The 23,777-nt window shown below is 62.3% G+C and carries 22 protein-coding genes; 8 read left to right on the top strand and 14 right to left on the bottom strand.

The window, feature by feature from the left end; genetic code table 11:
- Positions 1 to 22: 22 nt before the first annotated feature.
- Entirely contained in the window at positions 23 to 511 is a 489-nt protein-coding gene (locus NH8B_RS04960) for an acyl-CoA thioesterase (protein WP_008953125.1), read from the bottom strand.
- Between the two features lie 78 nt (positions 512 to 589).
- Between NH8B_RS04960 and NH8B_RS04955 the strand changes: the two genes are divergently transcribed.
- From NH8B_RS04955 to NH8B_RS04940, 4 genes are all read left to right on the top strand, one after another.
- Positions 590 to 2,374: an ABC transporter ATP-binding protein gene (locus tag NH8B_RS04955; RefSeq protein ID WP_014086295.1), complete on the top strand. Its 1,785-nt coding sequence runs from the start codon at positions 590 to 592 to the stop codon at positions 2,372 to 2,374.
- A 247-nt stretch (positions 2,375 to 2,621) separates the two neighbouring features.
- Positions 2,622 to 3,278 (top strand): OmpA family protein, encoded by a 657-nt coding sequence (locus tag NH8B_RS04950; RefSeq protein WP_008953127.1) that lies wholly within the window; start codon positions 2,622 to 2,624, stop codon positions 3,276 to 3,278.
- 493 nt (positions 3,279 to 3,771) lie between these two features.
- Positions 3,772 to 4,662, top strand: coding sequence for a LysR family transcriptional regulator (locus tag NH8B_RS04945; protein ID WP_008953128.1), 891 nt, complete (start codon positions 3,772 to 3,774; stop codon positions 4,660 to 4,662).
- Positions 4,663 to 4,675: 13 nt separating this feature from the next.
- Positions 4,676 to 5,119, top strand: a complete 444-nt coding sequence (locus tag NH8B_RS04940) for an LEA type 2 family protein (protein WP_014086294.1) — start codon at positions 4,676 to 4,678, stop codon at positions 5,117 to 5,119.
- Between the two features lie 99 nt (positions 5,120 to 5,218).
- On the opposite strand, the gene NH8B_RS04935 is transcribed toward NH8B_RS04940, so the two are convergent.
- Positions 5,219 to 6,124 (bottom strand): LysR family transcriptional regulator, encoded by a 906-nt coding sequence (locus tag NH8B_RS04935; protein WP_232503525.1) that lies wholly within the window; start codon positions 6,122 to 6,124, stop codon positions 5,219 to 5,221.
- 145 nt (positions 6,125 to 6,269) lie between these two features.
- Here NH8B_RS04935 and NH8B_RS04930 point away from each other — a divergent pair, with 145 nt between their 5' ends.
- A complete protein-coding gene (locus NH8B_RS04930; protein WP_014086292.1) occupies positions 6,270 to 7,031 on the top strand; it encodes a sulfite exporter TauE/SafE family protein in 762 nt (253 codons plus the stop codon).
- A gap of 213 nt (positions 7,032 to 7,244) precedes the next feature.
- On the opposite strand, the gene sucD is transcribed toward NH8B_RS04930, so the two are convergent.
- The 11 genes from sucD to sdhC all read right to left on the bottom strand — a co-directional run bounded on the left by sucD (position 7,245) and on the right by sdhC (position 20,325).
- The gene (gene sucD / locus NH8B_RS04925) at positions 7,245 to 8,129 is read right to left on the bottom strand and encodes a succinate--CoA ligase subunit alpha (RefSeq protein ID WP_014086291.1); all 885 of its coding nucleotides are present in this window, start codon (positions 8,127 to 8,129) and stop codon (positions 7,245 to 7,247) included.
- A 27-nt stretch (positions 8,130 to 8,156) separates the two neighbouring features.
- Positions 8,157 to 9,326 (bottom strand): ADP-forming succinate--CoA ligase subunit beta, encoded by a 1,170-nt coding sequence (gene sucC, locus NH8B_RS04920; protein WP_008953133.1) that lies wholly within the window; start codon positions 9,324 to 9,326, stop codon positions 8,157 to 8,159.
- Positions 9,327 to 9,606: 280 nt separating this feature from the next.
- On the bottom strand, positions 9,607 to 11,040 hold the full coding sequence (gene lpdA / locus NH8B_RS04915; RefSeq protein ID WP_008953134.1) for a dihydrolipoyl dehydrogenase: 1,434 nt from the start codon (positions 11,038 to 11,040) through the stop codon (positions 9,607 to 9,609).
- A gap of 130 nt (positions 11,041 to 11,170) precedes the next feature.
- Positions 11,171 to 12,424, bottom strand: coding sequence for a 2-oxoglutarate dehydrogenase complex dihydrolipoyllysine-residue succinyltransferase (gene odhB / locus NH8B_RS04910; RefSeq protein ID WP_014086290.1), 1,254 nt, complete (start codon positions 12,422 to 12,424; stop codon positions 11,171 to 11,173).
- 57 nt (positions 12,425 to 12,481) lie between these two features.
- Positions 12,482 to 15,310: a 2-oxoglutarate dehydrogenase E1 component gene (locus NH8B_RS04905; protein WP_041702834.1), complete on the bottom strand. Its 2,829-nt coding sequence runs from the start codon at positions 15,308 to 15,310 to the stop codon at positions 12,482 to 12,484.
- 217 nt (positions 15,311 to 15,527) lie between these two features.
- On the bottom strand, positions 15,528 to 16,817 hold the full coding sequence (gltA, locus tag NH8B_RS04900; protein ID WP_014086288.1) for a citrate synthase: 1,290 nt from the start codon (positions 16,815 to 16,817) through the stop codon (positions 15,528 to 15,530).
- Between the two features lie 59 nt (positions 16,818 to 16,876).
- Positions 16,877 to 17,125, bottom strand: a complete 249-nt coding sequence (locus NH8B_RS04895) for an FAD assembly factor SdhE (protein WP_014086287.1) — start codon at positions 17,123 to 17,125, stop codon at positions 16,877 to 16,879.
- Entirely contained in the window at positions 17,122 to 17,826 is a 705-nt protein-coding gene (locus tag NH8B_RS04890) for a succinate dehydrogenase iron-sulfur subunit (RefSeq protein WP_008953139.1), read from the bottom strand. Before NH8B_RS04890 ends, NH8B_RS04895 begins: the two co-directional genes overlap by 4 nt.
- 20 nt (positions 17,827 to 17,846) lie before the next feature.
- Entirely contained in the window at positions 17,847 to 19,613 is a 1,767-nt protein-coding gene (gene sdhA / locus NH8B_RS04885; RefSeq protein WP_014086286.1) for a succinate dehydrogenase flavoprotein subunit, read from the bottom strand.
- Positions 19,613 to 19,957 (bottom strand): succinate dehydrogenase, hydrophobic membrane anchor protein, encoded by a 345-nt coding sequence (gene sdhD / locus NH8B_RS04880; protein WP_008953141.1) that lies wholly within the window; start codon positions 19,955 to 19,957, stop codon positions 19,613 to 19,615. Before sdhD ends, sdhA begins: the two co-directional genes overlap by 1 nt.
- Positions 19,951 to 20,325 (bottom strand): succinate dehydrogenase, cytochrome b556 subunit, encoded by a 375-nt coding sequence (gene sdhC / locus NH8B_RS04875; protein ID WP_014086285.1) that lies wholly within the window; start codon positions 20,323 to 20,325, stop codon positions 19,951 to 19,953. Before sdhC ends, sdhD begins: the two co-directional genes overlap by 7 nt.
- 66 nt (positions 20,326 to 20,391) lie before the next feature.
- On the opposite strand from sdhC, the gene NH8B_RS20760 reads away from it, so the two are divergent.
- Entirely contained in the window at positions 20,392 to 20,610 is a 219-nt protein-coding gene (locus NH8B_RS20760) for a hypothetical protein (protein WP_148282941.1), read from the top strand.
- Here the strand turns inward: NH8B_RS20760 and NH8B_RS04870 are convergent.
- Positions 20,607 to 21,308, bottom strand: coding sequence for a GntR family transcriptional regulator (locus tag NH8B_RS04870; RefSeq protein ID WP_232503524.1), 702 nt, complete (start codon positions 21,306 to 21,308; stop codon positions 20,607 to 20,609). The two genes, NH8B_RS20760 and NH8B_RS04870, sit on opposite strands and share 4 nt — an antisense overlap.
- 233 nt (positions 21,309 to 21,541) lie before the next feature.
- On the opposite strand from NH8B_RS04870, the gene NH8B_RS04865 reads away from it, so the two are divergent.
- A complete protein-coding gene (locus NH8B_RS04865) occupies positions 21,542 to 22,519 on the top strand; it encodes a malate dehydrogenase (RefSeq protein ID WP_014086283.1) in 978 nt (325 codons plus the stop codon).
- A 109-nt stretch (positions 22,520 to 22,628) separates the two neighbouring features.
- Positions 22,629 to 23,733 (top strand): peptide chain release factor 2 gene (gene prfB / locus NH8B_RS04860; RefSeq protein WP_148283018.1). Its coding sequence is split into 2 segments (ribosomal slippage): positions 22,629 to 22,709 and positions 22,711 to 23,733, totalling 1,104 coding nucleotides; the frame shifts between segments, so codons are not numbered across the junction.
- The last annotated feature ends 44 nt before the right edge of the window (positions 23,734 to 23,777 follow it).

Below are 23,777 nucleotides of genomic sequence, written 5' to 3'. Positions count from 1 at the left end.
GGCCTCTGGTTTTCAGTCTTGCTCAGGACAACGCTTCGTTCATGCGCGCCTCGGCCTCCATGCGCATGCGCTTGCGGATCTCCGCGTCGCGGAAGCGCTTGCGATGGGTCTCGGTATCGAGCGACAGCGCCGGCACCGCCGCCGGCTTGCCCTGCTCCATCGCCACCATGGTGAAGTAACAACTGTTGGTGTGACGCACCGTACGCTGCTGGATGTCTTCGGCCACCACCTTGATGCCGACTTCCATCGAGGTGCGGCCGACGTGGTTGACGCTGGCGTAGAACGTCACCAGCTCGCCGACGTGGATCGGCTGCTTGAACAATACCTGGTCCACCGACAGCGTCACCACATAGCAGCCGGCGTAGCGGCTGGCACAGGCGTAGGCCACCTGGTCCAGCAGCTTCAGCAGCACGCCGCCGTGCACATTGCCGGAGAAGTTCGCCATATCGGGCATCATCAGTACCGACATCACCAGCTCGCGCTGCGTCGGATGATTGCTCGTTTCAGTCATTTTCTGTGTTCCCTGGGTCATTATCTATCTGTTATGTACTGCAGTAGAATCGCTGTCTACCGCTCCCCGGACGATACCATGAACGCCCTTTCGCGACTGTTCGACTACGCGCGCCAGTACCGGCGGGATGCCCGCCTCGCCGCACTGTACTCGGTGCTCAACAAGTTCTTCGACATCCTGCCCGAGGTGCTGATCGGCGTCGCCGTCGACGTGGTGGTCAACAAGCAAGCTTCGTTCCTGGCGCGCTTCGGCATTACCGACACCATGCAGCAGTTGCTGCTGCTGGGCTTGCTGACGGTGCTGATCTGGGGCGGTGAATCGCTGTTCCAGTTCCTGTACGAGGTCAAGTGGCGCAACCTGGCGCAAAGCCTGCAGCACGAACTGCGGCTGGACGCCTACCGCCATGTGCAGAAGCTGCCACTCGCCTACTTCGAGAACAAGAGCACCGGCAAGCTGATGGCCATCCTCAACGACGACATCAACCAGATGGAGCGCTTCCTCAACGGTGGCGCCAACAGCATCATCCAGGTGTTCTGCTCCTCGCTGATGGTCGGCGCGGTGTTCTTCCTGCTGGCGCCCAAACTGGCGCTGATCTCGCTCCTGCCGGTGCCGCTGATCCTGTACGGCACCTTCTGGTTCCAGCGCCGCCTCGCACCGCGCTACGCCGAGGTGCGCGAGGCCGCCGGCGTCATCAACGGCCGCCTCAACAACAACCTGCTTGGCATCGCCACCATCAAGGCCTTCACCGCCGAAGAGTTCGAAGCCGCCCACATTCACGACGCCAGCGAGCATTACCGCCGCACCAACGCGCGCGCCATCCAGCTCTCGGCCGCCATCACCCCGGTGATCCGCATGGCCATCCTGGCGGGCTTCGTCGCCACCCTGGTCTACGGCGGCTGGATGGCCACCCACGGCGAAATCGGTGTCGGCAGCTACTCGGTGCTGGTCTACCTGACCCAGCGCCTGCTGTGGCCGCTCACCGGGCTTGCCGACATCGCCGACCTGTACCAGCGCTCGATGGCCTCGATCGAGCGCGTGTTGGGGGTGCTGGCCACGCCCCAGACCATCCCCTACGAGGGCCGTCATCTTGCGGCGGAACACGTCGCCGGACGGCTGGAATTCGACGCACTGTCCTTCGCCTACGCCGACGCCCCCACGCTGCAGGACGTCACGCTCACCATCGAGCCCGGCCAGACCGTCGCCTTCGTCGGCGCTACCGGCTCCGGCAAGAGCACGCTGGTGAAACTGCTGCTGCGCTTCTACCAGCCCCAGACCGGACAGATCCGCCTCGACGGTCACGACATCCAGCAGCTCGACCTGACCGACCTGCGCCGCGCCATCGGCTACGTCAGCCAGGACGTGTTCCTGACCGACGGCAGCGTGGCCAACAACATCGGCTACGGCCTGGGCCAGGTCAGCCGCGAGGCGATCGTGGCCGCCGCCAAGGCGGCGGAAGCACACGATTACATCGAACGCCTGCCGCAGGGCTACGACACCCAGATCGGCGAGCGCGGCCAGAAACTGTCGGGCGGCCAGCGCCAGCGCCTGGCCTTGGCGCGCGCCATCCTGAAGAATCCGCCAGTCCTGGTGCTGGACGAGGCCACCAGCGCGGTGGACAACGAAACCGAGGCCGCCATCCAGCGCTCACTCGACGTCATCTCGCGTACCCGCACCACCCTGGTGATCGCCCACCGCCTGTCCACCGTACGCCACGCCCACTGCATCCACGTCATGGAGCACGGCACCATCGTCGAGTCCGGCACCCACGACAGCCTGCTGGCGCAAAACGGCAGCTACGCTGCGCTGTGGCGGCTGCAGACCGGCGAGCGCTCCGTTCTCGACAGTCCGCCGAGCCTGGTCTAAGTCCAGGCCAGGACCCAGGCGCGGCTCGCACCCGGGTTACGCTAATCAAGTGATTGTTTAACAATTGTTAAGACGCCGGGATTCACGGCAACCCTGCGTCTATAATCCCGCCCAAGTTGGCCCCAGGCAGCGCCGCGGCAAACCGGTCGTCCCGTGCTAGCGGCTGCCCCCCCCCCTGCCATCACCCCCAGGTCACGCCACGCGCACACCTGTCCCGATTCCCGACTGTTACTCCGTGGAGGCACTCATGTTCAAACACTCGAAAACCCTGCTCACCGCCGCCGTCGCCCTGAGCGTCGGCCTCGCCGCCTGCACCACCAACCCGCAGACGGGCCAAAGCCAGATGAGCAAGACCGCCATGTACGGCCTCGGCGCCGCCGCCGCCTGTGGCATTGCCGGTGCCGCCACCCACGGCAGCAAGGGCGCACGCAACGCGGCGCTGGGCTGCGGCATCGTCGGGGCCGGCGTGGGTGCCTACATGGACTACCAGGAAAAACAGCTGCGCGACAAGCTGGCCAACACCCAAGTCGGCGTCGACCGCGTCGGCGACCAGATCAAGCTGACCATGCCGGACAACATCACCTTCGCCGTCAACAGCGCCGAGCTGCAGCCTTCCGTACGCACGGCGCTGACCGATGTCTCCAACGTGCTGACCCAGTACCCGGATACCACCATCACCGTCGCCGGGCACACCGACAACACCGGCAACGTGGCCTACAACCAGACGCTGTCGCAGCGCCGAGCCCAGTCCGTCGCGGGCTTCCTGCAATCGCGTGGCGTCGCCGGCAGCCGTATCAACCCCGTCGGCTACGGCCAGAACCAGCCGATCGCCAGCAACACCACGGCCGAAGGCCGCGCCAAGAACCGCCGCGTGGAAATCCTGATCAACCCGAAAGCCAGCTGATCGCCGCATCCGGCATGACAATCCAACCGGAGGCGTGTCCTCCGGTTTTTTGTTTTCGCCAGCGGCGGGCAAAAAAAAGGCCGACGAATAGTCGGCCTTAAAAACGCTCAGTAATGGAGGAACTACAATAAAACGCCCGCAAAGCAGCGCCCTGCGGAACCTGACCACACTGCCGCAAGGCGGCAATGCACAGATCCAGGGTGGCTATGCCACCCGTCCTGTCCCCAAACATGGGGCCAGAACAACATTCGTTCAAGTCTAACCTTGCCAGGCTGTGCCCGTCTGAAGCATGCCCCAGACGAGCAACAGCGCTGGCAGGTATCGACTCACAGCAAGGAGGAAGATCAGCGACAGTCTTCTGCGCCAACCCCACACACCCTCCTGCTGCACAACACACACAACACACAGGGAGAGCTCGTAGTATAGTGAGCCCTAATCCATTCTAGAAATGAATTAAAATTATCGTTACCATTCACTAACGGAATGCACCAACATGGACATCAAAGCGCTGCGTTATTTCATTGAAGTAGTGCGCCGTCAAAGTTTTACCCGCGCCGCCGATGCCCTGTTCGTGACCCAGCCGACCATCAGCAAGATGGTCAAGCACCTGGAAGAAGAACTCGGCGTGCCGCTGATCATCCGCGAGGGACGCAGCTTCCAGCTGAGCGACGCCGGCAAGGTCGCCTACGAGCGCGGACAAGATGTGCTGGCCGCCATGAGCCGCCTGAAAACAGAGCTGTCGGACCTCTCGGCGCTGACCCGCGGCGAGCTCATCGTCGGCCTGCCGCCGATGGTCGGCGGCGCCTTCTTCGCGCCGGTGGTCAGCTCGTTCCGCGCTCACTACCCCAACGTCGAACTGAAAATGGTCGAATACGGTGCGCGCTCGATCGAGAGCAACATCCGTTCCGGCCAACTGGAAATCGGCGTAGCGGTGCTGCCGGTCGATCGCCAGGTGTTCAATACCTTCAGCTTCGTGCGTGACCGCCTGTGCCTGGTGGCCCCCGACCAGTCGCGCTGGCACGGCCAACGCAACATCAAACTCGCCGACATCGCCGACGAGCCGATCGTGTTCTACCCTGAGGACTTCTCGCTCTCCACCCTGGTCAGCCAAGGCTTTCGCCGCCTGGGCAAAACCATCCATATCGCCGGACGCAGTGCCCACTGGGACTTCATCGCCGCCATGGTGGAAGCCCGCCTCGGCATCGCGCTGCTGCCGGAAAGCGTGGCGGCCCGGTTGTACGGGCGCCCCTTCGACGTCATCCCGCTCGACGAGAAGGAGATCATCTGGCACCTGGCACTGATCTGGCAAAAGGATGTCTATCTTTCACACGCCGCGCGCGCCTGGATCCAGATGTCGCGTGACATGCTGGGTAGCCTGGAATAGACGAGGAAGCACGATGAAAATCCTGAAACTGCTGTTGCTCAGCCTGCTGCTGGCCGCCTGTTCGAGTCTCTCCTGGCAAAAGCCGCAGGTGTCGATCGCCGACATCGAGCCCGGCAAGAGCACGCTGTTCGAGCAGACCTTCACCCTCACCCTGCGGCTGCAGAACCCGAACAACTACGCCCTCTCGGCGAAAGGGCTGGTATTCGACGTCGCCGTCGGCGGCGAGAAACTGGCACGCGGGGTCAGCCCCCAGGCGATCCAGGTCGCGGCGCTGAGCGAAAGCCTGGTCAAGGTCGAGTTGCACACCAGCACCCGCCACTGGCTGAAACAGGTCGGTCGCCTGCTGGAACACCCGGACAGCACGCTGGACTATGAAATCAACGGCCAGCTGCAAGATATAAACGGCCTGGGCACGCTGCCGTTCAGCAGCAAGGGCGAATGGAGCCGCCCGCATTGAACAAGGCGGGTGCCAGGAGACCGGGGCTTGCCCCTCCAGGCAGCAGCGCTCCCGCCCTCCAGGGCGGCGCCTTCCCATGAAAGACGGGCGAGCCAGGCTTTACAAGAGAGAATCGGCCTTGCTCGCCCAGGCGCGCAGCGACTCCAGAAACAGCCTAACCCGCCTGGGCTGCCCGCTGGTCGCATAGACAGCATGCATTTGCGGATCCTGGCCACGGGAAGAGGTCACCCGATAATCCGGGCAGACTTTGACGAGAGCCCCCTCCTTGACCGCCGGCGCCGCCAGCCAGCTGGCCAATCGGGCAATCCCCACGCCATGCCGCGCCGCCTGATACACCGCGACGCCCGAATTGAAACGGTAGCAGGGCTCTACCTTGCTGCGGAACTGCCTCCCCTCCGAGACGAAATACCAGTCCTTCAGGATGCGAGGCGCTGTGTGCACGATAAGCTCATGCTCCACCAGTTCGTCGGGAAATACCGGTAGCCCACGCCGGCGAATGTAGTCCGGGCTGGCAAACAGATGACGGCGGTAATCCCACAAGGGGAAACCGATCAGTTCGCTGTCTTGGGGAAATGCCCCGCGTATCGCAAAATCCAGCTTTTCCCGGATCGGGTCCAGCAGTTCGTCACTGAAACGCACATCGATGCGCACATCGGGGTGCTGGGTGGCGAACTCGGCGATCACTCCCGGCAACACGCCGATGGCGAGGTTTTCCGGTGCGGCACACCGTATCCAGCCCTGCGCCGCCGCGCCAAGGCCGGCCAATTCCTCCTGAGCCTCCACCTGCAAATCCAGCATCTGCCTGGCGTAGGTGTAATAACTCTCCCCCGCCGCGGTCAGGCTCACCAATTTCTGCGAGCGCTGCAGCAGAGTACTGCCGACCTCGTATTCCAAGGCCTGAATCGCCCGCGTCACGGCGCTGGGAGAGCGCCCCAACAGCCGGGCCGCGGCGACAAAGCTGCGCTTTTCAGCCACGGTACAGAACACACTGATTTCCCACAGCAAGGGTAGCTGCATCGGCCCTCTTTCATTGCAATTAACGCAACACGATATTGCAACACAATCCGGGCTGCTCTTCTATACTCGCCGCCAATCGGTTCCTGGCATCTTGCCGCCGGGGCCATGCCATCACCTCGTTCAGAGCGATACCATGCTGACCTTGACCTTGCTATGCGGTTTTGCCCTCTGTGCCGGACTGATCGATGCCGCCGTCGGTGGTGGCGGCCTGATCCAGATTCCGGCGTTGTTCAACATCCTGCCTGCCGTGCCGTCCGCCACACTGCTCGGTACCAACAAGCTGGCGTCGGCCTGCGGCACCTCGCTCGCGGCCCGCTCCTTCATCGGCAGAGTAGCGATTCCCTGGAGCCTGGTGCTGCCAGCCGCCTTCAGCGCCTTTGCCATGGCGTTCCTGGGTGCCGCCGCCGTATCGGCGGTACCGACGGCGGTGCTGCGTCCGCTGGTACTGGTGCTCATCGTCGCCATGGCGCTCTATACCTTTTTCAAGAAGGACTTCGGAGCGGTGCGGCGCCCGCTCTCGATAGGCTGGCGCGAGCGTCTGCTGTCACTGCTGGTCGGTGGGGCGATCGGCTTTTATGACGGGCTGTTCGGCCCTGGCACCGGCAGCTTCCTGATCTTTCTCTTCATCCGCTGCTTTGCCTTCGACTTCCTGCAGGCTTCCGCCTCCGCCAAACTGGTGAACCTGGCCACCAACATTGCCGCACTGTGTTTTTTCGTCCCCACCGGCAAGGTGCTGTATGGCGTCGCCGCTCCGATGGCACTCAGCAACATGGTGGGGGCTTGGGTCGGAACCCGCATCGCCATGAAACGCGGCACCGCGTTCATCCGCATGCTGTTCCTGTGCCTGCTAGCCATCCTGATCGTCAAGCTCGGCTACGACATGATCAAGACTTGACCCCCGGCTTCCGGCCCTTGCCATGACCTCGCCGGCTCCTGGCCACGCAGCCCCCCGGCAAGCGGGTAGACATCCTGTGTCGACAGACGCGGCAGGGCCGGAAAATCCATCTAGAAAAGAAGGGCCGACGGCCAGCCCGCCGGTCTCGTTTTTCCATAAAAAAACGCCACCGTTTCCGGTGGCGTTTTGCTTGGATCTGGCAGTCGTGACGACTTAGATCATGCCCTTGCTTTTCAGCAGTTCGAACATGGTCTTGCCGATTTCGGCCGGGCTGCGGGTGTAGGCGATGCCAGCTTGCTCAAAAGCCTTGAACTTCTCTTCGGCGGTACCCTTGCCGCCGGAGATGATGGCACCGGCGTGGCCCATGCGCTTGCCCTTCGGCGCGGTAACGCCGGCGATGTAGCCGACCACCGGCTTGGTCACGTAGGCCTTGGCGAACTCGGCCGCTTCCTCTTCGGCGGAACCGCCGATTTCACCGATCATCACGATGGCATCGGTGTCCGGATCGTCCTGGAACAGCTTCAACGCGTCGATGTGGCTGGTGCCCGGGATCGGGTCGCCGCCGATACCGATACACGTGGACTGGCCCAGGCCCAGGGCGGTGGTCTGCGCCACGGCTTCGTAGGTCAGGGTGCCGGAACGGGACACGATGCCGATGCGGCCCGGGTTATGGATATGCCACGGCATGATGCCGATCTTGCACTCGCCCGGGGTGATGATGCCGGGGCAGTTCGGGCCGATCAGGCGGATGCCGGCTTCGTCGACGGCTTTCTTCACGTACAGCATGTCGAGGGTCGGCACGCCTTCGGTGATGCAGACGATCAGCTTCACGCCGGCGTCCACGGCTTCCAGGATGGAGTCCTTGGCAAATGCTGCCGGTACGTAGATCACCGAGGCGTCAGCCTGGGTCTCGCGTACGGCATCCTTCATGGTGTTGAACACCGGCAGGCCCAGGTGCTCGGAACCGCCCTTACCCGGGGTCACACCACCAACGACCTTGGTGCCGACCTTCAGCGCTTGTTCGGCGTGGAAAGTCCCGTTCTTGCCGGTGAAACCTTGCACCAGCACTTTCGTATCTTTGTTGACCAATACGCTCATTTTGAAATCCTTATGCGGTGCAGGTGATTAGAGGGCGGCGACAGCAGCAACGATCTTCTCGGCTGCGTCGTTCAGGCCCTGGGCGGAGGTCAGCTTCAGACCGGATTCGTCCAGGATCTTGGCGCCCAGCTCGGCGTTGTTGCCTTCCAGGCGCACAACGACCGGCACGGTCACGTTCACTTCCTTCACAGCAGCAATGATCGCCTCGGCAATCATGTCGCAACGCACGATACCGCCGAAGATGTTGATCAGCACGCCCTTCACCGAGGTATCGGCCAGGATCAGCTTGAACGCCTCGATCACGCGCTCCTTGGTGGCGCCACCGCCCACGTCCAGGAAGTTGGCCGGCTGGCCGCCCTTCAGCTTGATGATGTCCATGGTGGCCATCGCCAGACCGGCACCGTTCACCATGCAGCCGATGTTGCCTTCAAGGGCCACATAGTTCAGGTCGAACTCGGAAGCCTTCACTTCGCGTTCGTTTTCCTGCGACTTGTCGCGCTGGGCCAGCAGTTCCGGGTGACGGTACAGGGCGTTGGAGTCGAGGTTGATCTTGCCGTCGACGCAAGCCAGTTCGCCGTTTTCACGCAGCGCCAGCGGGTTCACTTCGAACAGCGCGAAGTCGTTGGCGACGAAGGCTTCGTAGGCGCCCAGCATCAGCTTGGTGAATTCGCCAACCTGCTTGCCGGAGAGGCCCAGGGCAAACGCGCAGTCGCGTGCCTGGAACGGCTGCATGCCGACCAGCGGGTTCACTTCGACCTTGATGATCTTTTCCGGGGTTTCTTCGGCGACCTTCTCGATTTCCACGCCGCCTTCGGTGGACACCATGAACACCACGCGCTGGGAACCGCGGTCAACCACGGCGCCCAGGTACAGTTCGCGCTGTACCGGGTACATGTCTTCGCACACCAGCACGCTGTTGACCGGCTGACCGGCCGCGTCGGTCTGATAGGTCACCAGATTGGTGCCGATCAGCGTCTTGGCGACTTCGGCGGCTTCTTCGCGGCTCTTCACCACTTTCACGCCACCGGCCTTGCCACGGCCACCGGCGTGGACCTGGGCCTTCACAACGGCAAACTTGCCACCCAGCTTGTCGTAAGCAGCGGCGGCTTCTTCCGGCGAGTGAGCCAGAATGCCTTGTTGCACCGGCAGGCCGTACTTGGCCAGCAGCTCTTTCGCTTGGTATTCGTGCAGGTTCATCTATGGTTTCCTTTCGGTGGATAGTCGGCAGGCCTTTCGGCCAACCTTGCTATGCCTGGGATTCTGCAAATTTACCGCCCGCATCACGGGCGGATGGGTCAATCAATCCAGCGCAAGACGAGAGTTCAGACTCGGCGAGCAGAGACAAGACGAGGCGCTCGGAGCGCAGCAACCGGAATGTACATCAAGTACATAAGGGTTCCGAAGCGCTGAGCGAATATAAAATCCGCCCGCCGTGCGCGCAACAGCGTCTTGACACCGTCGCCGGCTGAAAACCGTTTTAGCCGTGCAGCGCGCGCTTGTCTGCCGCCAGCGCCGCCTCATGTACCACTTCGGACAGCGACGGATGGGCGTGGACGATGCGTGCCAGGTCTTCGCTGGCCGCCTTGAACTCCATCGACACCACGCCTTCGGTGACCAGCTCGGACACCATCGGGCCGATCATGTGCAGGCCGAGGATGCGGTCGGTCTTGGCGCAAGCCAGGATCTTCACGGTACCTTGCGCCTGCCCGAGGCCGAGCGCGCGGCCGTTGGCCGCGAAGCCGGACGTGCCTTTCTTGTACTCGATGCCTTCGGCCTTGAGCTGCTCTTCGGTCTTGCCGACCCAGGCGATTTCCGGCGAGGTGTAGATCACCCACGGAATCACGCCGAAGTCGACGTGCGGCTTCTGGCCGGCGATGCGCTCGGCCACGGCCACGCCCTCTTCCGACGCCTTGTGCGCCAGCATCGGGCCGCGCACCACGTCGCCGATGGCCCAGATGTTCGGCAGGTTGGTATGGCAGTGGTCATCCACCACCACGAAGCCACGCTCGTCCATCTGCAGGCCGACGCTCTCGCCGCCCAGACCGGCGGTGTTCGGCACGCGGCCGATCGACACGATCAGCTTGTCGAATTCGGCGCTGAAGGCTTCGCCGTTCAGCTCGTAGTTGACGGTGACGCTGTCGGCCGCGGTCTTGATCTCGCCGATCTTCACGCCCAGCTTGATGTCGAGACCGGTGTCCTTGGTCAGCGTCTTGAAGGCTTCCTTGGCGATCTGCTGGTCGGCGGCGGCGAGGAAGGTCGGCATCGCTTCGAGGATGGTCACCTCGGCGCCCAGACGCTTCCATACCGAGCCCATTTCCAGGCCGATCACGCCGGCGCCGATCACACCCAGGCGCTTCGGTGTGGCGCTCAACGCCAGGGCACCGGCGTTGTCCAGCACCAGCTGGTTGTCGACCGGCAGACCCGGCAGCTGACGCGGGTTGGAACCGGTGGCGATGATGACGTGGGTGGCTTCCAGGGTATCCACCACGGCACCGTTGTCGCTGACCTCGATCACCCAGCGCTCGCCCTGGCGGCCTTTCAGGCTGGCCAGGCCGTGGATGTTCGCAACCTTGTTCTTCTTGAACAGGAAAGCGATACCGCCGGCGTTCTTGGTGATGATGCCGTCCTTGCGCTTGAGCATCTCGGCGACGTCCATCTTGGCGCCGTCCACCGTGATGCCGTGCTTGGCAAAGTCGTGCTGCACGGCGTGGAAGTTTTCCGACGACTGCAGCAGGGCCTTGGACGGGATGCAGCCTACGTTCAGGCAGGTACCACCGAGGGAAGGCTTGCCTTCCGGATTCTTGTAGGCGTCGACGCAAGCGGTGTTGAAGCCCAACTGCGCTGCGCGAATGGCGGCCACGTAGCCGCCGGGGCCGCCGCCGATGACGACGACGTCAAACTGCTGACTCATTGAATTCCCCTGTTTCGCGGAGGCCGGTCCAAGCAAACTGCCTGGGCCGGCTCCGTGTCGCCGTCTCTGCAAGAAACGGCGACGCACATTCGTAATGCCCGGGAACGCTCGATCCCGGGCAGGCAAGACCTTACAGGTCGAGGATCAGGCGGGCCGGATCTTCGATCGCGTCCTTGATCGCCACCAGGCTCAGCACGGCTTCGCGGCCGTCGATGATGCGGTGGTCGTAGGACTGCGCCAGGTACATCATCGGGCGCACCACCACCTGGCCGTTCTCGACTACAGCACGCTCCTTGGTAGCGTGCATGCCGAGGATCGCGGACTGCGGCGGGTTGATGATCGGGGTCGACATCATCGAACCGAAGGTACCGCCGTTGGAGATGGTGAAGGTACCGCCGGTCAGCTCTTCCACGGTCAGCTTGCCTTCCTGGGCACGCTTGCCGAAGTCGGCGATCTGCTTCTCGATCTCGGCCAGGGAGAGTTGGTCAGCATTACGGATCACCGGTACCACCAGGCCGCGTGGGCTGCCCACGGCCACGCCGATGTCGAAGTAACCGTGATAGATGATGTCGTTGCCATCGACCGAGGCGTTCACGATCGGATATTTCTTCAACGCGGCCACGGCAGCCTTCACGAAGAAGCCCATGAAGCCCAGCTTGATGCCGTGTTCCTTCTCGAAGCGGTCCTTGTACTTGTTGCGCAAGTCCATCACCGGCTTCATGTTCACTTCGTTGAACGTGGTCAGGATGGCGTTGGTCTGCTGGGAGAGCACCAGGCGCTCAGCCACACGCTGACGCAGACGCGACATCGGCACGCGCTGTTCCGGACGACCGGAGGTCAGGCTGGCCACGTTCACGGCGGGGGTGGAGGCCAGGGCGACACCGGCAGCCGGAGCGGTCGGGGCCACCACCGGGCCGGACTGGGCCGGAGCGGCAGCCGGCTTGGCAGCAGCGGCAGCCACATCTTCCTTCAGGATACGGCCGTCACGGCCGGAGCCGCTCACGTCGGCCAGGTTCACGCCGGCTTCGGCTGCCAGCTTGGCGGCGGACGGCATGGCCGCGCCACCCGGTGCCGCGGCAGCAGCGGTCGGAGCTGCAACCGCAGGGGCCGCAGCAGCGGCAGCCGGAGCAGCCTCACCAGCCTTGGCTTCGGTGTCGATCTGGGCAATCAGTTGGCCCGAGGTCACCGTGGCGCCGTCTTGCTCGATCAGTTTCACGATGACGCCGGCTTGCGGAGCCGGCAGTTCCAGTACGACCTTGTCGGTTTCCAGATCGATCAGGTTTTCGTCACGGTTGACGAACTCGCCGACCTTTTTGTGCCACGTCATCAGGGTGGCTTCGGAAACCGATTCCGGCAGCTGAGGAACTTTCACTTCGATCAACATTATTGTCTTCTCCGTTGACGGGGGGAGCCCTCCCCCCGTGTGCACTGTCAGGGTGTGTTATTTGTTCAGCGTCATTGCTTCGTCAAGGAAGTCCTTGAGCTGGGCAACGTGTTTGCTCATGTAGCCAACGGCGGGCGAGGCGGAAGATGGGCGGCCGGCGAACGACAGCGTCTGCTTGGCGCCCAGAAGGCCCTCGAGACGATGGCGGATCTGGTACCAGGCGCCCTGGTTGCGCGGCTCTTCCTGCACCCACATGACTTCTTTCAGCGCCGGGAACTTGGCCAGTTCGGCGGCGACCTGCTCGGTCGGGAACGGGTAGAGCTGCTCGATGCGCACGATGGCGATGTCCTGCTCCAGCTCACGCTCCTTGCGGGCGTTGGCCAGGTCGTAATACACCTGGCCGGCGCACAGCAGCACGCGCTTCACCTTCTTCGGATCCTGGATGCCGGCGTCGCCGATCACCGGGCGGAACGAACCCTGGGTCAGGGTCTCGACCGGACTCATCGCGTCCTTGTAGCGCAGCAGGCGCTTGGACAGGAAGATCACCAGCGGCTTGCGGTACGGGCGCAGCACCTGGCGGCGCAGCACGTGGAACATCTGTGCGGCTTCGGACGGCATCACGATCTGGATGTTGTGCTCGGCACACAGTTGCAGCCAGCGCTCCAGACGGGCGGAAGAGTGCTCCGGCCCCTGACCGTCGTAGCCGTGCGGCAGGATGGTGGTCAGGCCAGACAGACGGCCCCACTTGGTTTCGCCGGAGGTGATGAACTGGTCGATGGCCACCTGGGCGCCGTTGGCGAAGTCGCCGAACTGGGCTTCCCAGATCACCAGCTGATCCGGAGCGGTGCAGGAATAGCCGTATTCGTAGGCCATTACCGCTTCTTCGTTCAGGATCGAGTCGATCACCAGGAACTCGCCCTGGTTGTCGGACATGTTGCGCAGCGGCACGTAGCTGCCCTGGTCCCAGCGCTCGCGGTTCTGGTCATGCACCACGGCATGGCGATGCGAGAAGGTACCACGGCCGGAGTCTTCACCGGAGATGCGCACGCCGAAGCCGTTGGTCACGAGAGAGGCGTACGCCACCGTTTCCGCCATGCCCCAGTCGACCGGCTGCTCGCCGGCGGCCATGGCGACGCGGGCGTTCAGCACCTTCTGCACCGTCGGATGCGGCTTGAAGCCTTCCGGTACCGTGGTGAACTTCTCGGTCAGACGCTGGATATCGGCCAGCGGCAGCGAGGTGTCGGTCGGGTGAGCCCAGTGGGTGCCCAGGTACGGGGTCCAGTCCAGCGCGTGTTCGCGGCGATAGTTGGTCAGCACGGTCTGTTCGACGTGCTCGCCCTTGTCCAGCGCGTCGCGGTAGGCGCGGATGAAACCGTCCGCCTCTTCCGCGCTCAGCACGCCTTCGGCCACCAGGCGTTCGGCGTACATGGCGCGCACACCGGCGTGCTTGGCGATCTTCTTGTACATCATCGGCTGGGTGAGGAACGGATCGTCGCCCTCGTTGTGGCCCAGCTTGCGGTAGCACACCAGATCGATCACCACATCCTTGTGGAAGGTCATGCGGTAGTCGAGCGCAGCCTGCATCACGTAGCACACGGCTTCCGGATCGTCGCCGTTGACGTGCAGGATCGGTGCTTCGACCATCTTCGCCACGTCGGTGCAATACAGCGTGGAGCGCATGTCGCGGGTGTCGGAGGTGGTGAAGCCGACCTGGTTGTTAACAACGATATGGATGGTGCCGCCGGTACCGTAGCCGCGGGTCTGCGACAGGTTGAAGGTACCCTGGTTGACACCGAGGCCAGCGAAGGCCGAGTCACCGTGGATCAGCACCGGCACAACCTGGTTGCGCGCGCTGTCGCCACGACGATCCTGGCGGGCACGAACCGAACCTTCCACCACCGGGTTGACGATTTCCAGGTGCGAGGGGTTGAACGCCAGCGAGACGTGCATCGGGCCGTCGGCGGTCGGGATGTCGCTGGAGAAGCCCATGTGGTACTTCACGTCGCCGGAGGCCAGTTGCGTCATGGCCTTGCCTTCGAACTCGGCGAACAGGTCGCGCGGCAGCTTGCCCAGCGTGTTCACCAGCACGTTCAGGCGGCCACGGTGGGCCATGCCGATGATCAGTTCCTGCACGCCCTGGCTGGTGGCGTTCTGGATCAGGTGATCCAGTGCGGCGATGGTGGATTCACCGCCCTCCAGCGAGAAGCGCTTCTGACCGACGTAACGGGTGTGCAGGTAACGCTCCAGCGTCTCGGCAGCCGTGATCTGCTTGAAGATGCGCTTTTTCTTATCGCTGTCGTAACGCGGGGTCGACAGGTCACCTTCGAAGCGCGTCTGCACCCAGTGCTTTTCGGTCGAGGTGGTGATGTGCATGTACTCGAGGCCGATGTTGCCGCAGTAGGTCTGCTTCAGACGGGCCAGGATTTCGGACAGCGGCAGTTTCTTCGGGCCGACCAGCGAGCCGGCATTGAACAGCACCGCCATGTCGGCATCGGTCAGGCCGTGCGTGGCCGGATCAAGCTCGCGGATGGTGGCCTGATCCATGCGCTTGAGCGGATCGAGGTTGGCCTGGCGCGAGCCGAGCACGCGGTAGGCCGAGATCAGCTTGAGCACGGCGACCTGCTTCTGCATCGACTCCCAATCCGTGGCCGCGCTGCTGCGCTGGCCCAGTGCCGGCTTCTTGGCCAGTTGGATGAAGGATTCCTGGATAGGCTGGTGCGGCACGTCACGCTCGGCGGCGCCCGGAGCCTGTGCCAGCTTGTCGAAGTAGCTGCGCCACTCGCTCGACACCCCGTTCGGATCCGCGAGGTACTGTTCGTACAGCTCCTCGATGAACGGTGCATTCCCACCGAACAGGTAGGAATGACTGTACATGGATTGCATCATTGTTCGACCCTTTATTTTGTCTGTGTTGCTGTGTTGCTCGGTTAGACCTGCAACGCCCGGTGCCGCTGACGTTACAAAAGCACTGGGGAAATGGCGCATCGGTGCACCGATCTCCATTGCCGCAAGGCTCGTGTCGCCACGTTGCTACGGAATTTTCACGCCGCTGAAGAGAAGTTGGCCGAAGGAAGCTTCGGCCAACCTCTCACCTAGCGATGACTCAGCGCTGTTCGACCGCGGTGTAATCGCGACGTTCTGCGCCGGTGTACAGCTGGCGCGGGCGACCGATCTTCTGCTGCGGATCGGAGATCATCTCGTTCCAGTGGCTGATCCAGCCCACGGTACGTGCCAGCGCGAAGATCGGGGTGAACATCGACACCGGAATGCCGATGGCCGACAGCACGATACCCGAGTAGAAGTCCACGTTCGGGTACAGCTTGCGCTCGATGAAGTACGGATCGGACAGGGCGATCTTCTCCAGCTCCATGGCCAGCTTGAACTTCGGATCGTTGTGCAGACCCAGTTCGTTCAGCACTTCGTCGCAGGTCTGCTTCATGATCTTGGCGCGCGGGTCCATGTTCTTGTACACGCGGTGGCCGAAGCCCATCAGCTTGTAGCGCTTGTCCTTCACGCCCTGCATGAAGTCGGCCACGTTGTCCACGCTGCCGATCTCGTCCAGCATCTTCAGCACGGCTTCGTTGGCACCACCGTGGGACGGACCCCACAGGCAGGCGATACCGGCGGCGATACACGCGAACGGGTTGGCGCCCGACGAACCAGCCAGACGCACGGTCGAGGTCGACGCGTTCTGCTCGTGGTCGGCGTGCAGGGTGAAGATGCGGTCCAGCGCGCGGGCGGTAATCGGGTTCACCTTGTACTCTTCGCACGGGGTCGAGAACATCATGTGCAGGAAGTTCTCGGCGTAGGACAGGCCGTTCTTCGGATAGGAGAACGGCAGACCCTTGTTGTAGCGGAAGGCCTGAGCGGCGATGTTCGGGATCTTGGCGATCAGGCGATGCGCCGACACTTCGCGGTGGTGCGCGTCGTTGATGTCCAGCGAATCGTGGTAGAACGCCGACAACGCACCGACCACACCAACCATCACCGCCATCGGGTGAGCATCGCGGCGGAAGCCCTTGAACACGGTCAGGATCTGATCGTGCAGCATGTTGTGACGCAACACCTTGCGGTCGAAATCGGCCTTCTGCTCGGCGGTCGGCAGTTCGCCGTTCAGCAGCAGGTAGCAGACTTCGAGGTAGTCGCTCTTCTCGGCCAGTTGCTCGATCGGGTAACCGCGGTAGTACAGCTGGCCCAGATCACCGTCGATGAACGTGATCTTGGATTCGCAGCTGGCGGTCGCCAGGAAACCCGGGTCAAAGGTAAACATACCGGTCTTGCCAAAAGAACGGATGTCCACCACGTCCGGACCCAGCGTGCCTTCCAGCACCGGCAGTTCCAGAGCGTCTTTTCCTTCGTTGTAAGTGAGCGTCACTTTACGGTTGCTTTCCACAGCAATTCTCCCAGTCTGGTTTATGGTCGTTGTAATCGGTGCGCCTTGCAGGCCGGCCGTCAGATCGCCCTCAGTATCTCCACGATCTGCATGATGGCGGGGTCGTCGAGGTCCGTCTTGCCGTTGACGACATCCAGAAAATCATTATCAGGCAGTTCGAGGAGCGCCTTGTAGGCGGACATCTCCGCCGGGGAGAGCGAATCGAAGCGCTGGGCGAGGAACCGCTCCAGCACCAGATCCAGCTCCAAGAGCCCCCGACGGGAATGCCAACGGATCCGTTTCAGTTCGACCGGATCAAAGTCGGTCATACCGCACGCCTTACCATCAGATCCTTGATCTTGCCGATCGCCTTGGTCGGGTTGAGACCCTTCGGGCAGACGTCGACACAGTTCATGATGGAGTGGCAACGGAACAGACGGTACGGATCTTCCAGGTTATCCAGACGCTCGCTGGTCGCTTCATCGCGGGTATCCGCAATGAAACGGTAGGCGGCCAGCAGGCCGGCCGGGCCGACGAACTTGTCCGGGTTCCACCAGAACGACGGACACGACGTCGAGCAGCACGCGCACAGGATACACTCGTACAGGCCGTCCAGCTCCTTGCGGTCTTCCGGCGACTGCAGGCGCTCGCGCTCAGGACGCGGGCTGTCGTTGACCACGTACGGCTTGATCGAGTGGTACTGCTTGAAGAACTGAGTCATGTCCACGATCAGGTCGCGGATCACCGGCAGGCCAGGCAACGGACGCAGCGTGATCGGTTCCGCCAGGTCGGCGATATCGGTGATGCAGGCCAGGCCGTTCTTGCCGTTGATGTTCATGGCGTCGGAACCGCAAATGCCTTCGCGGCAGGAGCGGCGGAACGACAGGGTGTCGTCCATGGTCTTCAGCTTCACGATGACGTCCAGCAGTTTCACGTCGTTCGGGCCGATTTCGACCTCGTAATCCTGCATGTACGGCTTGGCGTCCTTGTCCGGATCGTAGCGGTAAATGGAAAAACGCATTTTCTTCATGTTGAATCTCCGTTTGCCGCTTAGAAAGTACGCTCTTTCGGCGGGATGTAGTCCACCGACAACGGCTTGGTGTGTACCGGCTTGTAGCTCAGGCGACGTTCGTCACCGTAGTACAGGGAATGCTTCATCCAGACCTCGTCGTCGCGGTTCGGGAAGTCGGCGTGGGCGTGGGCGCCACGGGACTCCTTGCGCGCGTCGGCGGCAATCAGGGTCGCCACGGCGACTTCGATCAGGTTTTCCAGTTCCAGTGCTTCGACGCGGGCGGTGTTGAAGACCTTGGACTTGTCCTTGATCTGGGTGCGCTTCACGCGCTCGGCCACCTGCTGGATTTCCGTCACGCCCTTGGACAGGTTGTCCGCGTTGCGGAATACGGCAGCACGGGCCTGGACGGTGCGCTGCATCGCGGTGCGCACGTCGGCCACTTCTTCGCCGTTGGTCTGACCGTCGAGACGGGCGATGCGCGCCAGCGAGCGATCGGCAGCGTCGGCCGGCAAATCCTTCCAGGTCGGCATCTCGTTCTTGATGTACTCGACCATGCTGTCACCGGCCGATTTGCCGAATACCACCAGATCGAGCAGCGAGTTGGTGCCGAGGCGGTTGGCGCCGTGCACCGAGGCGCAGGCGCATTCGCCCGCAGCGAAGAAGCCGTTGACGCGGGATTCGGGGTTGTCGCCCTGCGGGATCACCACTTCGCCACGGTAGTTGGTCGGAATACCGCCCATCATGTAGTGGCAGGTCGGGATGACCGGGATCGGCTCCTTGATCGGGTCGACGCCGGCGAACTTGATGGCGATCTCGCGGATACCCGGCAGACGTTGCTTGATGATGTCCGGGCCGAGATGATCCAGCTTGAGCAGCACGTAGTCCTTGTTCGGACCGCAGCCACGGCCTTCCAGTACTTCCTGCTCCATCGAGCGGGCGACAAAGTCACGCGGAGCCAGGTCTTTCAGGTTCGGCGCGTAGCGCTCCATGAAGCGTTCGCCGTTGGCGTTCAGCAAGATACCGCCTTCGCCGCGCACACCTTCGGTGATCAGCACGCCGGCGCCGGCCACACCGGTCGGGTGGAACTGCCAGAACTCCATGTCTTCCAGCGGAATGCCGGCACGCACGCACATACCCAGGCCGTCGCCGGTATTGATGAAGGCATTGGTCGACGCGGCGTAGATACGGCCGGCACCGCCGGTGGCGAACAGCACCGCCTTGGCGTGCAGGATGAACACTTCGCCGGTTTCCATTTCCAGCGCGGTCACACCGACAACATCGCCGTCGGCGTCGCGGATCAGGTCCAGCGCCATCCATTCGACGAAGAACTGGGTATTGGCGCGCACGTTACGCTGATACAGCGTGTGCAGCATGGCATGGCCGGTACGGTCGGCCGCAGCACAGGCGCGCTGCACCGGAGTCTGGCCATTGTTTTGGGTATGGCCGCCAAACGGGCGCTGGTAGATCTTGCCGTTTTCCAGACGGTCGAACGGCATGCCGAAATGCTCGAGCTCGATCACGGCGTCGGGCGCCTTGCGGCACATGAATTCGATGGCATCCTGGTCACCCAGCCAGTCCGACCCCTTCACGGTGTCGTACATATGCCATTCCCAATGGTCTTCCTGCACGTTGCCGAGCGAGGCGGAAATGCCACCCTGTGCCGCAACCGTGTGCGAACGGGTCGGGAATACTTTGGACAGTACGGCCGTTTTCAGGCCGGACTCGGACAATTGCAGGGCCGCACGCAGACCCGCGCCACCGCCGCCAACGATGACAGCATCAAACCGACGAACAGGTACGCCCATTACAGCCCCCATACCACTTTAATCGAGTAAATAACACAGGACACCAGCCATACCAGCGTGAGTACGTGCAGCGTCAGACGCACGCCAACCGGCTTGATGTAGTCCATCCACAGGTCACGGATACCAACCCAGGCGTGCATGAACACAGCCAGCAGGGTGGTCTGGGTCAGCACCTGCACCCAGGTCTGGCCGAAGAATGCTTTCCAGCCTTCATAGCTGGACGGCATGGCCAACAGAAACAACACCAGCGCGAAGGTGTAGATCGCCATGATCACGGCAGTGACGCGCTGCAGAACCCAGTCGCGCAGACCGTAATGAGCGCCGACGACGATGCGGTTTACCATAGAACGACCCCCAGGATGACAGTCAGGACAAGACTGATAACGATCACGGACTTGGCGGTAGCACGAGCGGTTTGCAGCTCGAGGCCTTTGTGCACATCCAGGAACAGGAAGCGAATGCCAGCGCAGAAATGGTGCATGAAGGCCCACAGCAGACCAATCAGAACCAGCTTCATCAGGGGGTGGGAGACCACGGCACGATAGGCATCGAATGCCTCAGCCGAACTGAGGGTTCCGTGGAGGAGGTAAATCAAGAGAGGGAGAGAAAAGAACAGCGCGACACCGCTGATCCGGTGCAAGATCGAGACGATACCCGGGATGGGTAGCCTGATCTTGGCCAGATCCAAGTGCTTTGGTCGTTGCTTCTGCATATGGCTTCCTTGGATGCTTTTTTTAACCAAGTGGTTATACCGTGGCTTCATGACTGAAGCCGCCCAGTGACGATCGCATTTTGTTTTGTAAAGCGCACGACCGTCGATTCGACTCTCACGCTGCACCCCACTGCGTCGACTCGCTTGCTGCAGGTGCAACATGAACCCGGAATTTTATCAAAAACCCTCACCGGCTTGGCCGGTTTTTACAAAATCCTGTCGTTTTTACCCAATTATGGGATCCGCGGCCCACCGCAAGAAATCCCTGCTTCGCCGTTGATCTAGGGCGTGACGACATAAGCGAATTGTTGCGTCAGGCAGTAACGCTGGCGCCATTCGACCGGCTCTCCGGTCATCGACACCGACAGTCGCAGCAGCGACAAGGCCGGCACTTCGATGCTGGTCACCTGCCCCAGCAGCGAGGCCTCTTCCCGGGGCAGGAGCTCGGCCCGAAACTGCACCGACTTCACCATCACCCTGACCCCGTAGCGACGCTGTAGCGTGGCGTACACCCCGCCACCGAACTGCCGCAGCCATCGGGCGTCGAGCCCTTCGAACTTTTCGCACGACAGGTAGGCATCGTCGAGCGCGATCGGCTGCCCCTGATAGCGCCACAACTGCCTCAATCGCCATAGCGGTTCGCTACGACGCAACCCGAGGGCCTCGGCCATCTCCACCGAAGCATTGGCACGGGAGCAACTCAGCAGTTCGACCAGCGGAGCGGCACCGCCCGCCCCCATCGCGCCCGGAGCACTGAGCAAGGCATCACCCCAATCGCTGACGGACTCAGCGACGAATGTCCCCCTGCCTTGCTGGCGGTACAGAACTTCATCCTGGACTAGTTCGGTCAAGGCCCGACGGATGGTGCCCTGGCTAACCGACAGCTCTTCGGCCAAGTCCCATTCACTAGGCAGCGCCTCGTCCACCTGCCACTCGCCGTCATTGATTCGCAGCAGCAGGAGCGACTTGATTTGTTCATACAACGGCCGGCGGCGGAGCTGGTTGCGATTCATGTTGTGTACTTTTTATCACCAAACAAATCAAGCGTAAATAGCAGTCTTATATAAGACATAAGTCATTATCGATGATATCAGAAAAAGTGATGGGGAATCCACGGCCACAAGCGCCGGACCTCGTGGTAGACTTCTTGGTCGCAGCCATTTATTGCGCAGCAACATTCCCTCACATCTCACGTCGAATAAAGGAGTGCCTCCTGATGAAAGCCCCTGTACGCGTTGCCGTGACCGGTGCAGCCGGCCAGATTGGTTATAGCCTGCTGTTCCGCATTGCCAGCGGTGAAATGCTCGGTAAAGACCAGCCCGTCATCCTGCAACTTCTGGACCTGCCGCAGGCCCAGACCGCCGTCAAAGGCGTGATGATGGAACTGGAAGACTGCGCCTTCCCGCTGCTGGCCGGCATGATCGCCACCGACGACCCGAACGTGGCTTTCAAGGATGCTCAGGTCGCCCTGCTGGTCGGCGCCCGTCCGCGCAGCAAAGGCATGGAACGCAAGGACCTGCTGGAAGCCAACGGCGCCATCTTCACCGTTCAGGGCAAGGCGCTGAACGATCACGCCGACCGCAACGTAAAAGTACTGGTCGTCGGCAACCCGGCCAACACCAACGCCTACATCGCCATGAACAGCGCTCCGGACCTCGATCCGAAAAACTTCACCGCCATGTTGCGCCTTGACCACAACCGCGCCCTGTCGCAGCTCGCGGCCAAGACCGGTACCGCCGTATCCGACATCGAGCACATGCTGGTCTGGGGCAACCACTCCCCGACCATGTACGCCGACTACCGCTTCGCCACCGTGAACGGCGAATCGCTCAAGGCCAAGATCAACGACGAAGCCTGGAACCGCGATGTGTTCCTGCCGACCGTGGGCAAGCGCGGCGCCGCCATCATCGAAGCACGCGGCCTGTCGTCGGCCGCCTCGGCTGCCAACGCCGCCATCGACCACATCCATGACTGGGTGCTGGGCACCAACGGCAAGTGGGTGACCATGGGCATCCCGTCCGACGGCTCCTACGGCATTCCGGAAGGCGTCATGTACGGCTTCCCGGTTGTGTGCGAAAATGGCAAATACACGATTGTTCAAGGCCTTGAGATCGACGAGTTCAGCCGCGAACGCATGAACCTGACCCTGGCCGAACTGGAAGAAGAGCGCGCGGGCGTTGCCCATCTGCTCTGATAGCATTAGCCCGGTTCATGCAAAAGCGCACCGCGAGGTGCGCTTTTTGTCTTTGATCGGGCCTGCATTTTCTGTTTTTACGTATAGCGAATTGGGAGTTGTTGAGATGATCGAAGTCGAAGTTCTGAACCAGATCGACGCCAAGATTGCAGATCTGGCGAGCCGTGCCACCGCCATTCGGGGGTATCTTTGACTACGACGGCAAATGTGACCGTCTGGAAGAAGTCGTCCGTCTGACCGAAGACCCGGAAATCTGGAACGACCCCAAGCGCGCCCAGGACCTGGGCCGCGAACGCAAGCAACTGGAAGACGTGGTACTGGTCATCGACAGCATCAGCGGCGCAGTCAACGACAGCCGCGACCTGTTCGACATGGCGCGCGAAGAAAACGATGCCGACACCATTCTCGCGGTGCAGGACGACCTGGCCGAGGCAGAGGCCAAACTGGCCCAGCTCGAATTCCGCCGCATGTTCCACGACCCGATGGACCCGAACAACTGCTTCCTGGACATCCAGGCCGGCGCCGGCGGCACCGAGGCACAAGACTGGGCCGGCATGCTGCTGCGCATGTACACCCGCTACGCCGAGCGCAAGGGCTTCAAGGTCGAAATCCTGGAAGAATCCGAAGGCGAAGTGGCCGGCATCACCAGCGCCACGCTGAAGATCAGTGGCGAATACGCCTACGGCCTGCTGCGCACCGAAGTCGGCGTGCATCGCCTGGTGCGCGTCTCGCCGTTCGACTCCAACGCCCGCCGCCATACCTCGTTCTCCTCGGTATTCGTCTACCCGGAAGTGGACGACTCGTTCGTGATCGAGATCAACCCGGCCGACCTGCGCGTGGACACCTACCGCGCCTCCGGCGCCGGCGGCCAGCACATCAACAAGACCGACTCGGCGGTGCGCATCACGCACAACCCGACCGGCATCGTGGTGCAGTGCCAGAACGACCGTTCTCAACACCGCAACCGCGACGAAGCGATGCAGATGCTGCGCGCCAAGCTCTACGAACTGGAGCTGAAAAAGCGCAACGAAGCCAAGCAGGCGCTGGAAGACACCAAGACCGACGTGGGCTGGGGCCACCAGATCCGCTCCTACGTCTTCGACCAGTCGCGCATCAAGGATCTGCGCACCAGCTACGAGGTCGGCAACATCAAGTCCGTGATGGACGGCGACCTCGACGGCTTCATCGAAGAAAGCCTCAAGCAGGGCGTCTAAGCCCGTCTTGCTGACGGGGCGGAACCGCACCCTCCGCCCCAGAT

Source organism: Pseudogulbenkiania sp. NH8B (assembly GCF_000283535.1).
Taxonomy (GTDB): Bacteria; Pseudomonadota; Gammaproteobacteria; order Burkholderiales; family Chromobacteriaceae; genus Pseudogulbenkiania; species Pseudogulbenkiania ferrooxidans.
The sequence above is the reverse complement of the archived record's forward strand: the minus strand, read 5'-3'. Positions and strand labels throughout refer to the sequence as shown.

Bases quoted from the DNA above. Each gene is read 5' to 3' on its own strand.
- NH8B_RS04960 (WP_008953125.1), bottom strand. From the start codon at position 511: ATGACTGAAACGAGCAATCATCCGACGCAGCGCGAGCTGGTGATGTCG.
- NH8B_RS04955 (WP_014086295.1), top strand. From the start codon at position 590: ATGAACGCCCTTTCGCGACTGTTCGACTACGCGCGCCAGTACCGGCGG.
- NH8B_RS04950 (WP_008953127.1), top strand. From the start codon at position 2,622: ATGTTCAAACACTCGAAAACCCTGCTCACCGCCGCCGTCGCCCTGAGC.
- NH8B_RS04945 (WP_008953128.1), top strand. From the start codon at position 3,772: ATGGACATCAAAGCGCTGCGTTATTTCATTGAAGTAGTGCGCCGTCAA.
- NH8B_RS04940 (WP_014086294.1), top strand. From the start codon at position 4,676: ATGAAAATCCTGAAACTGCTGTTGCTCAGCCTGCTGCTGGCCGCCTGT.
- NH8B_RS04930 (WP_014086292.1), top strand. From the start codon at position 6,270: ATGCTGACCTTGACCTTGCTATGCGGTTTTGCCCTCTGTGCCGGACTG.
- sucD (WP_014086291.1), bottom strand. From the start codon at position 8,129: ATGAGCGTATTGGTCAACAAAGATACGAAAGTGCTGGTGCAAGGTTTC.
- sucC (WP_008953133.1), bottom strand. From the start codon at position 9,326: ATGAACCTGCACGAATACCAAGCGAAAGAGCTGCTGGCCAAGTACGGC.
- lpdA (WP_008953134.1), bottom strand. From the start codon at position 11,040: ATGAGTCAGCAGTTTGACGTCGTCGTCATCGGCGGCGGCCCCGGCGGC.
- odhB (WP_014086290.1), bottom strand. From the start codon at position 12,424: ATGTTGATCGAAGTGAAAGTTCCTCAGCTGCCGGAATCGGTTTCCGAA.
- NH8B_RS04905 (WP_041702834.1), bottom strand. From the start codon at position 15,310: ATGATGCAATCCATGTACAGTCATTCCTACCTGTTCGGTGGGAATGCA.
- NH8B_RS04895 (WP_014086287.1), bottom strand. From the start codon at position 17,125: ATGACCGACTTTGATCCGGTCGAACTGAAACGGATCCGTTGGCATTCC.
- NH8B_RS04890 (WP_008953139.1), bottom strand. From the start codon at position 17,826: ATGAAGAAAATGCGTTTTTCCATTTACCGCTACGATCCGGACAAGGAC.
- sdhA (WP_014086286.1), bottom strand. From the start codon at position 19,613: ATGGGCGTACCTGTTCGTCGGTTTGATGCTGTCATCGTTGGCGGCGGT.
- sdhD (WP_008953141.1), bottom strand. From the start codon at position 19,957: ATGGTAAACCGCATCGTCGTCGGCGCTCATTACGGTCTGCGCGACTGG.
- sdhC (WP_014086285.1), bottom strand. From the start codon at position 20,325: ATGCAGAAGCAACGACCAAAGCACTTGGATCTGGCCAAGATCAGGCTA.
- NH8B_RS04865 (WP_014086283.1), top strand. From the start codon at position 21,542: ATGAAAGCCCCTGTACGCGTTGCCGTGACCGGTGCAGCCGGCCAGATT.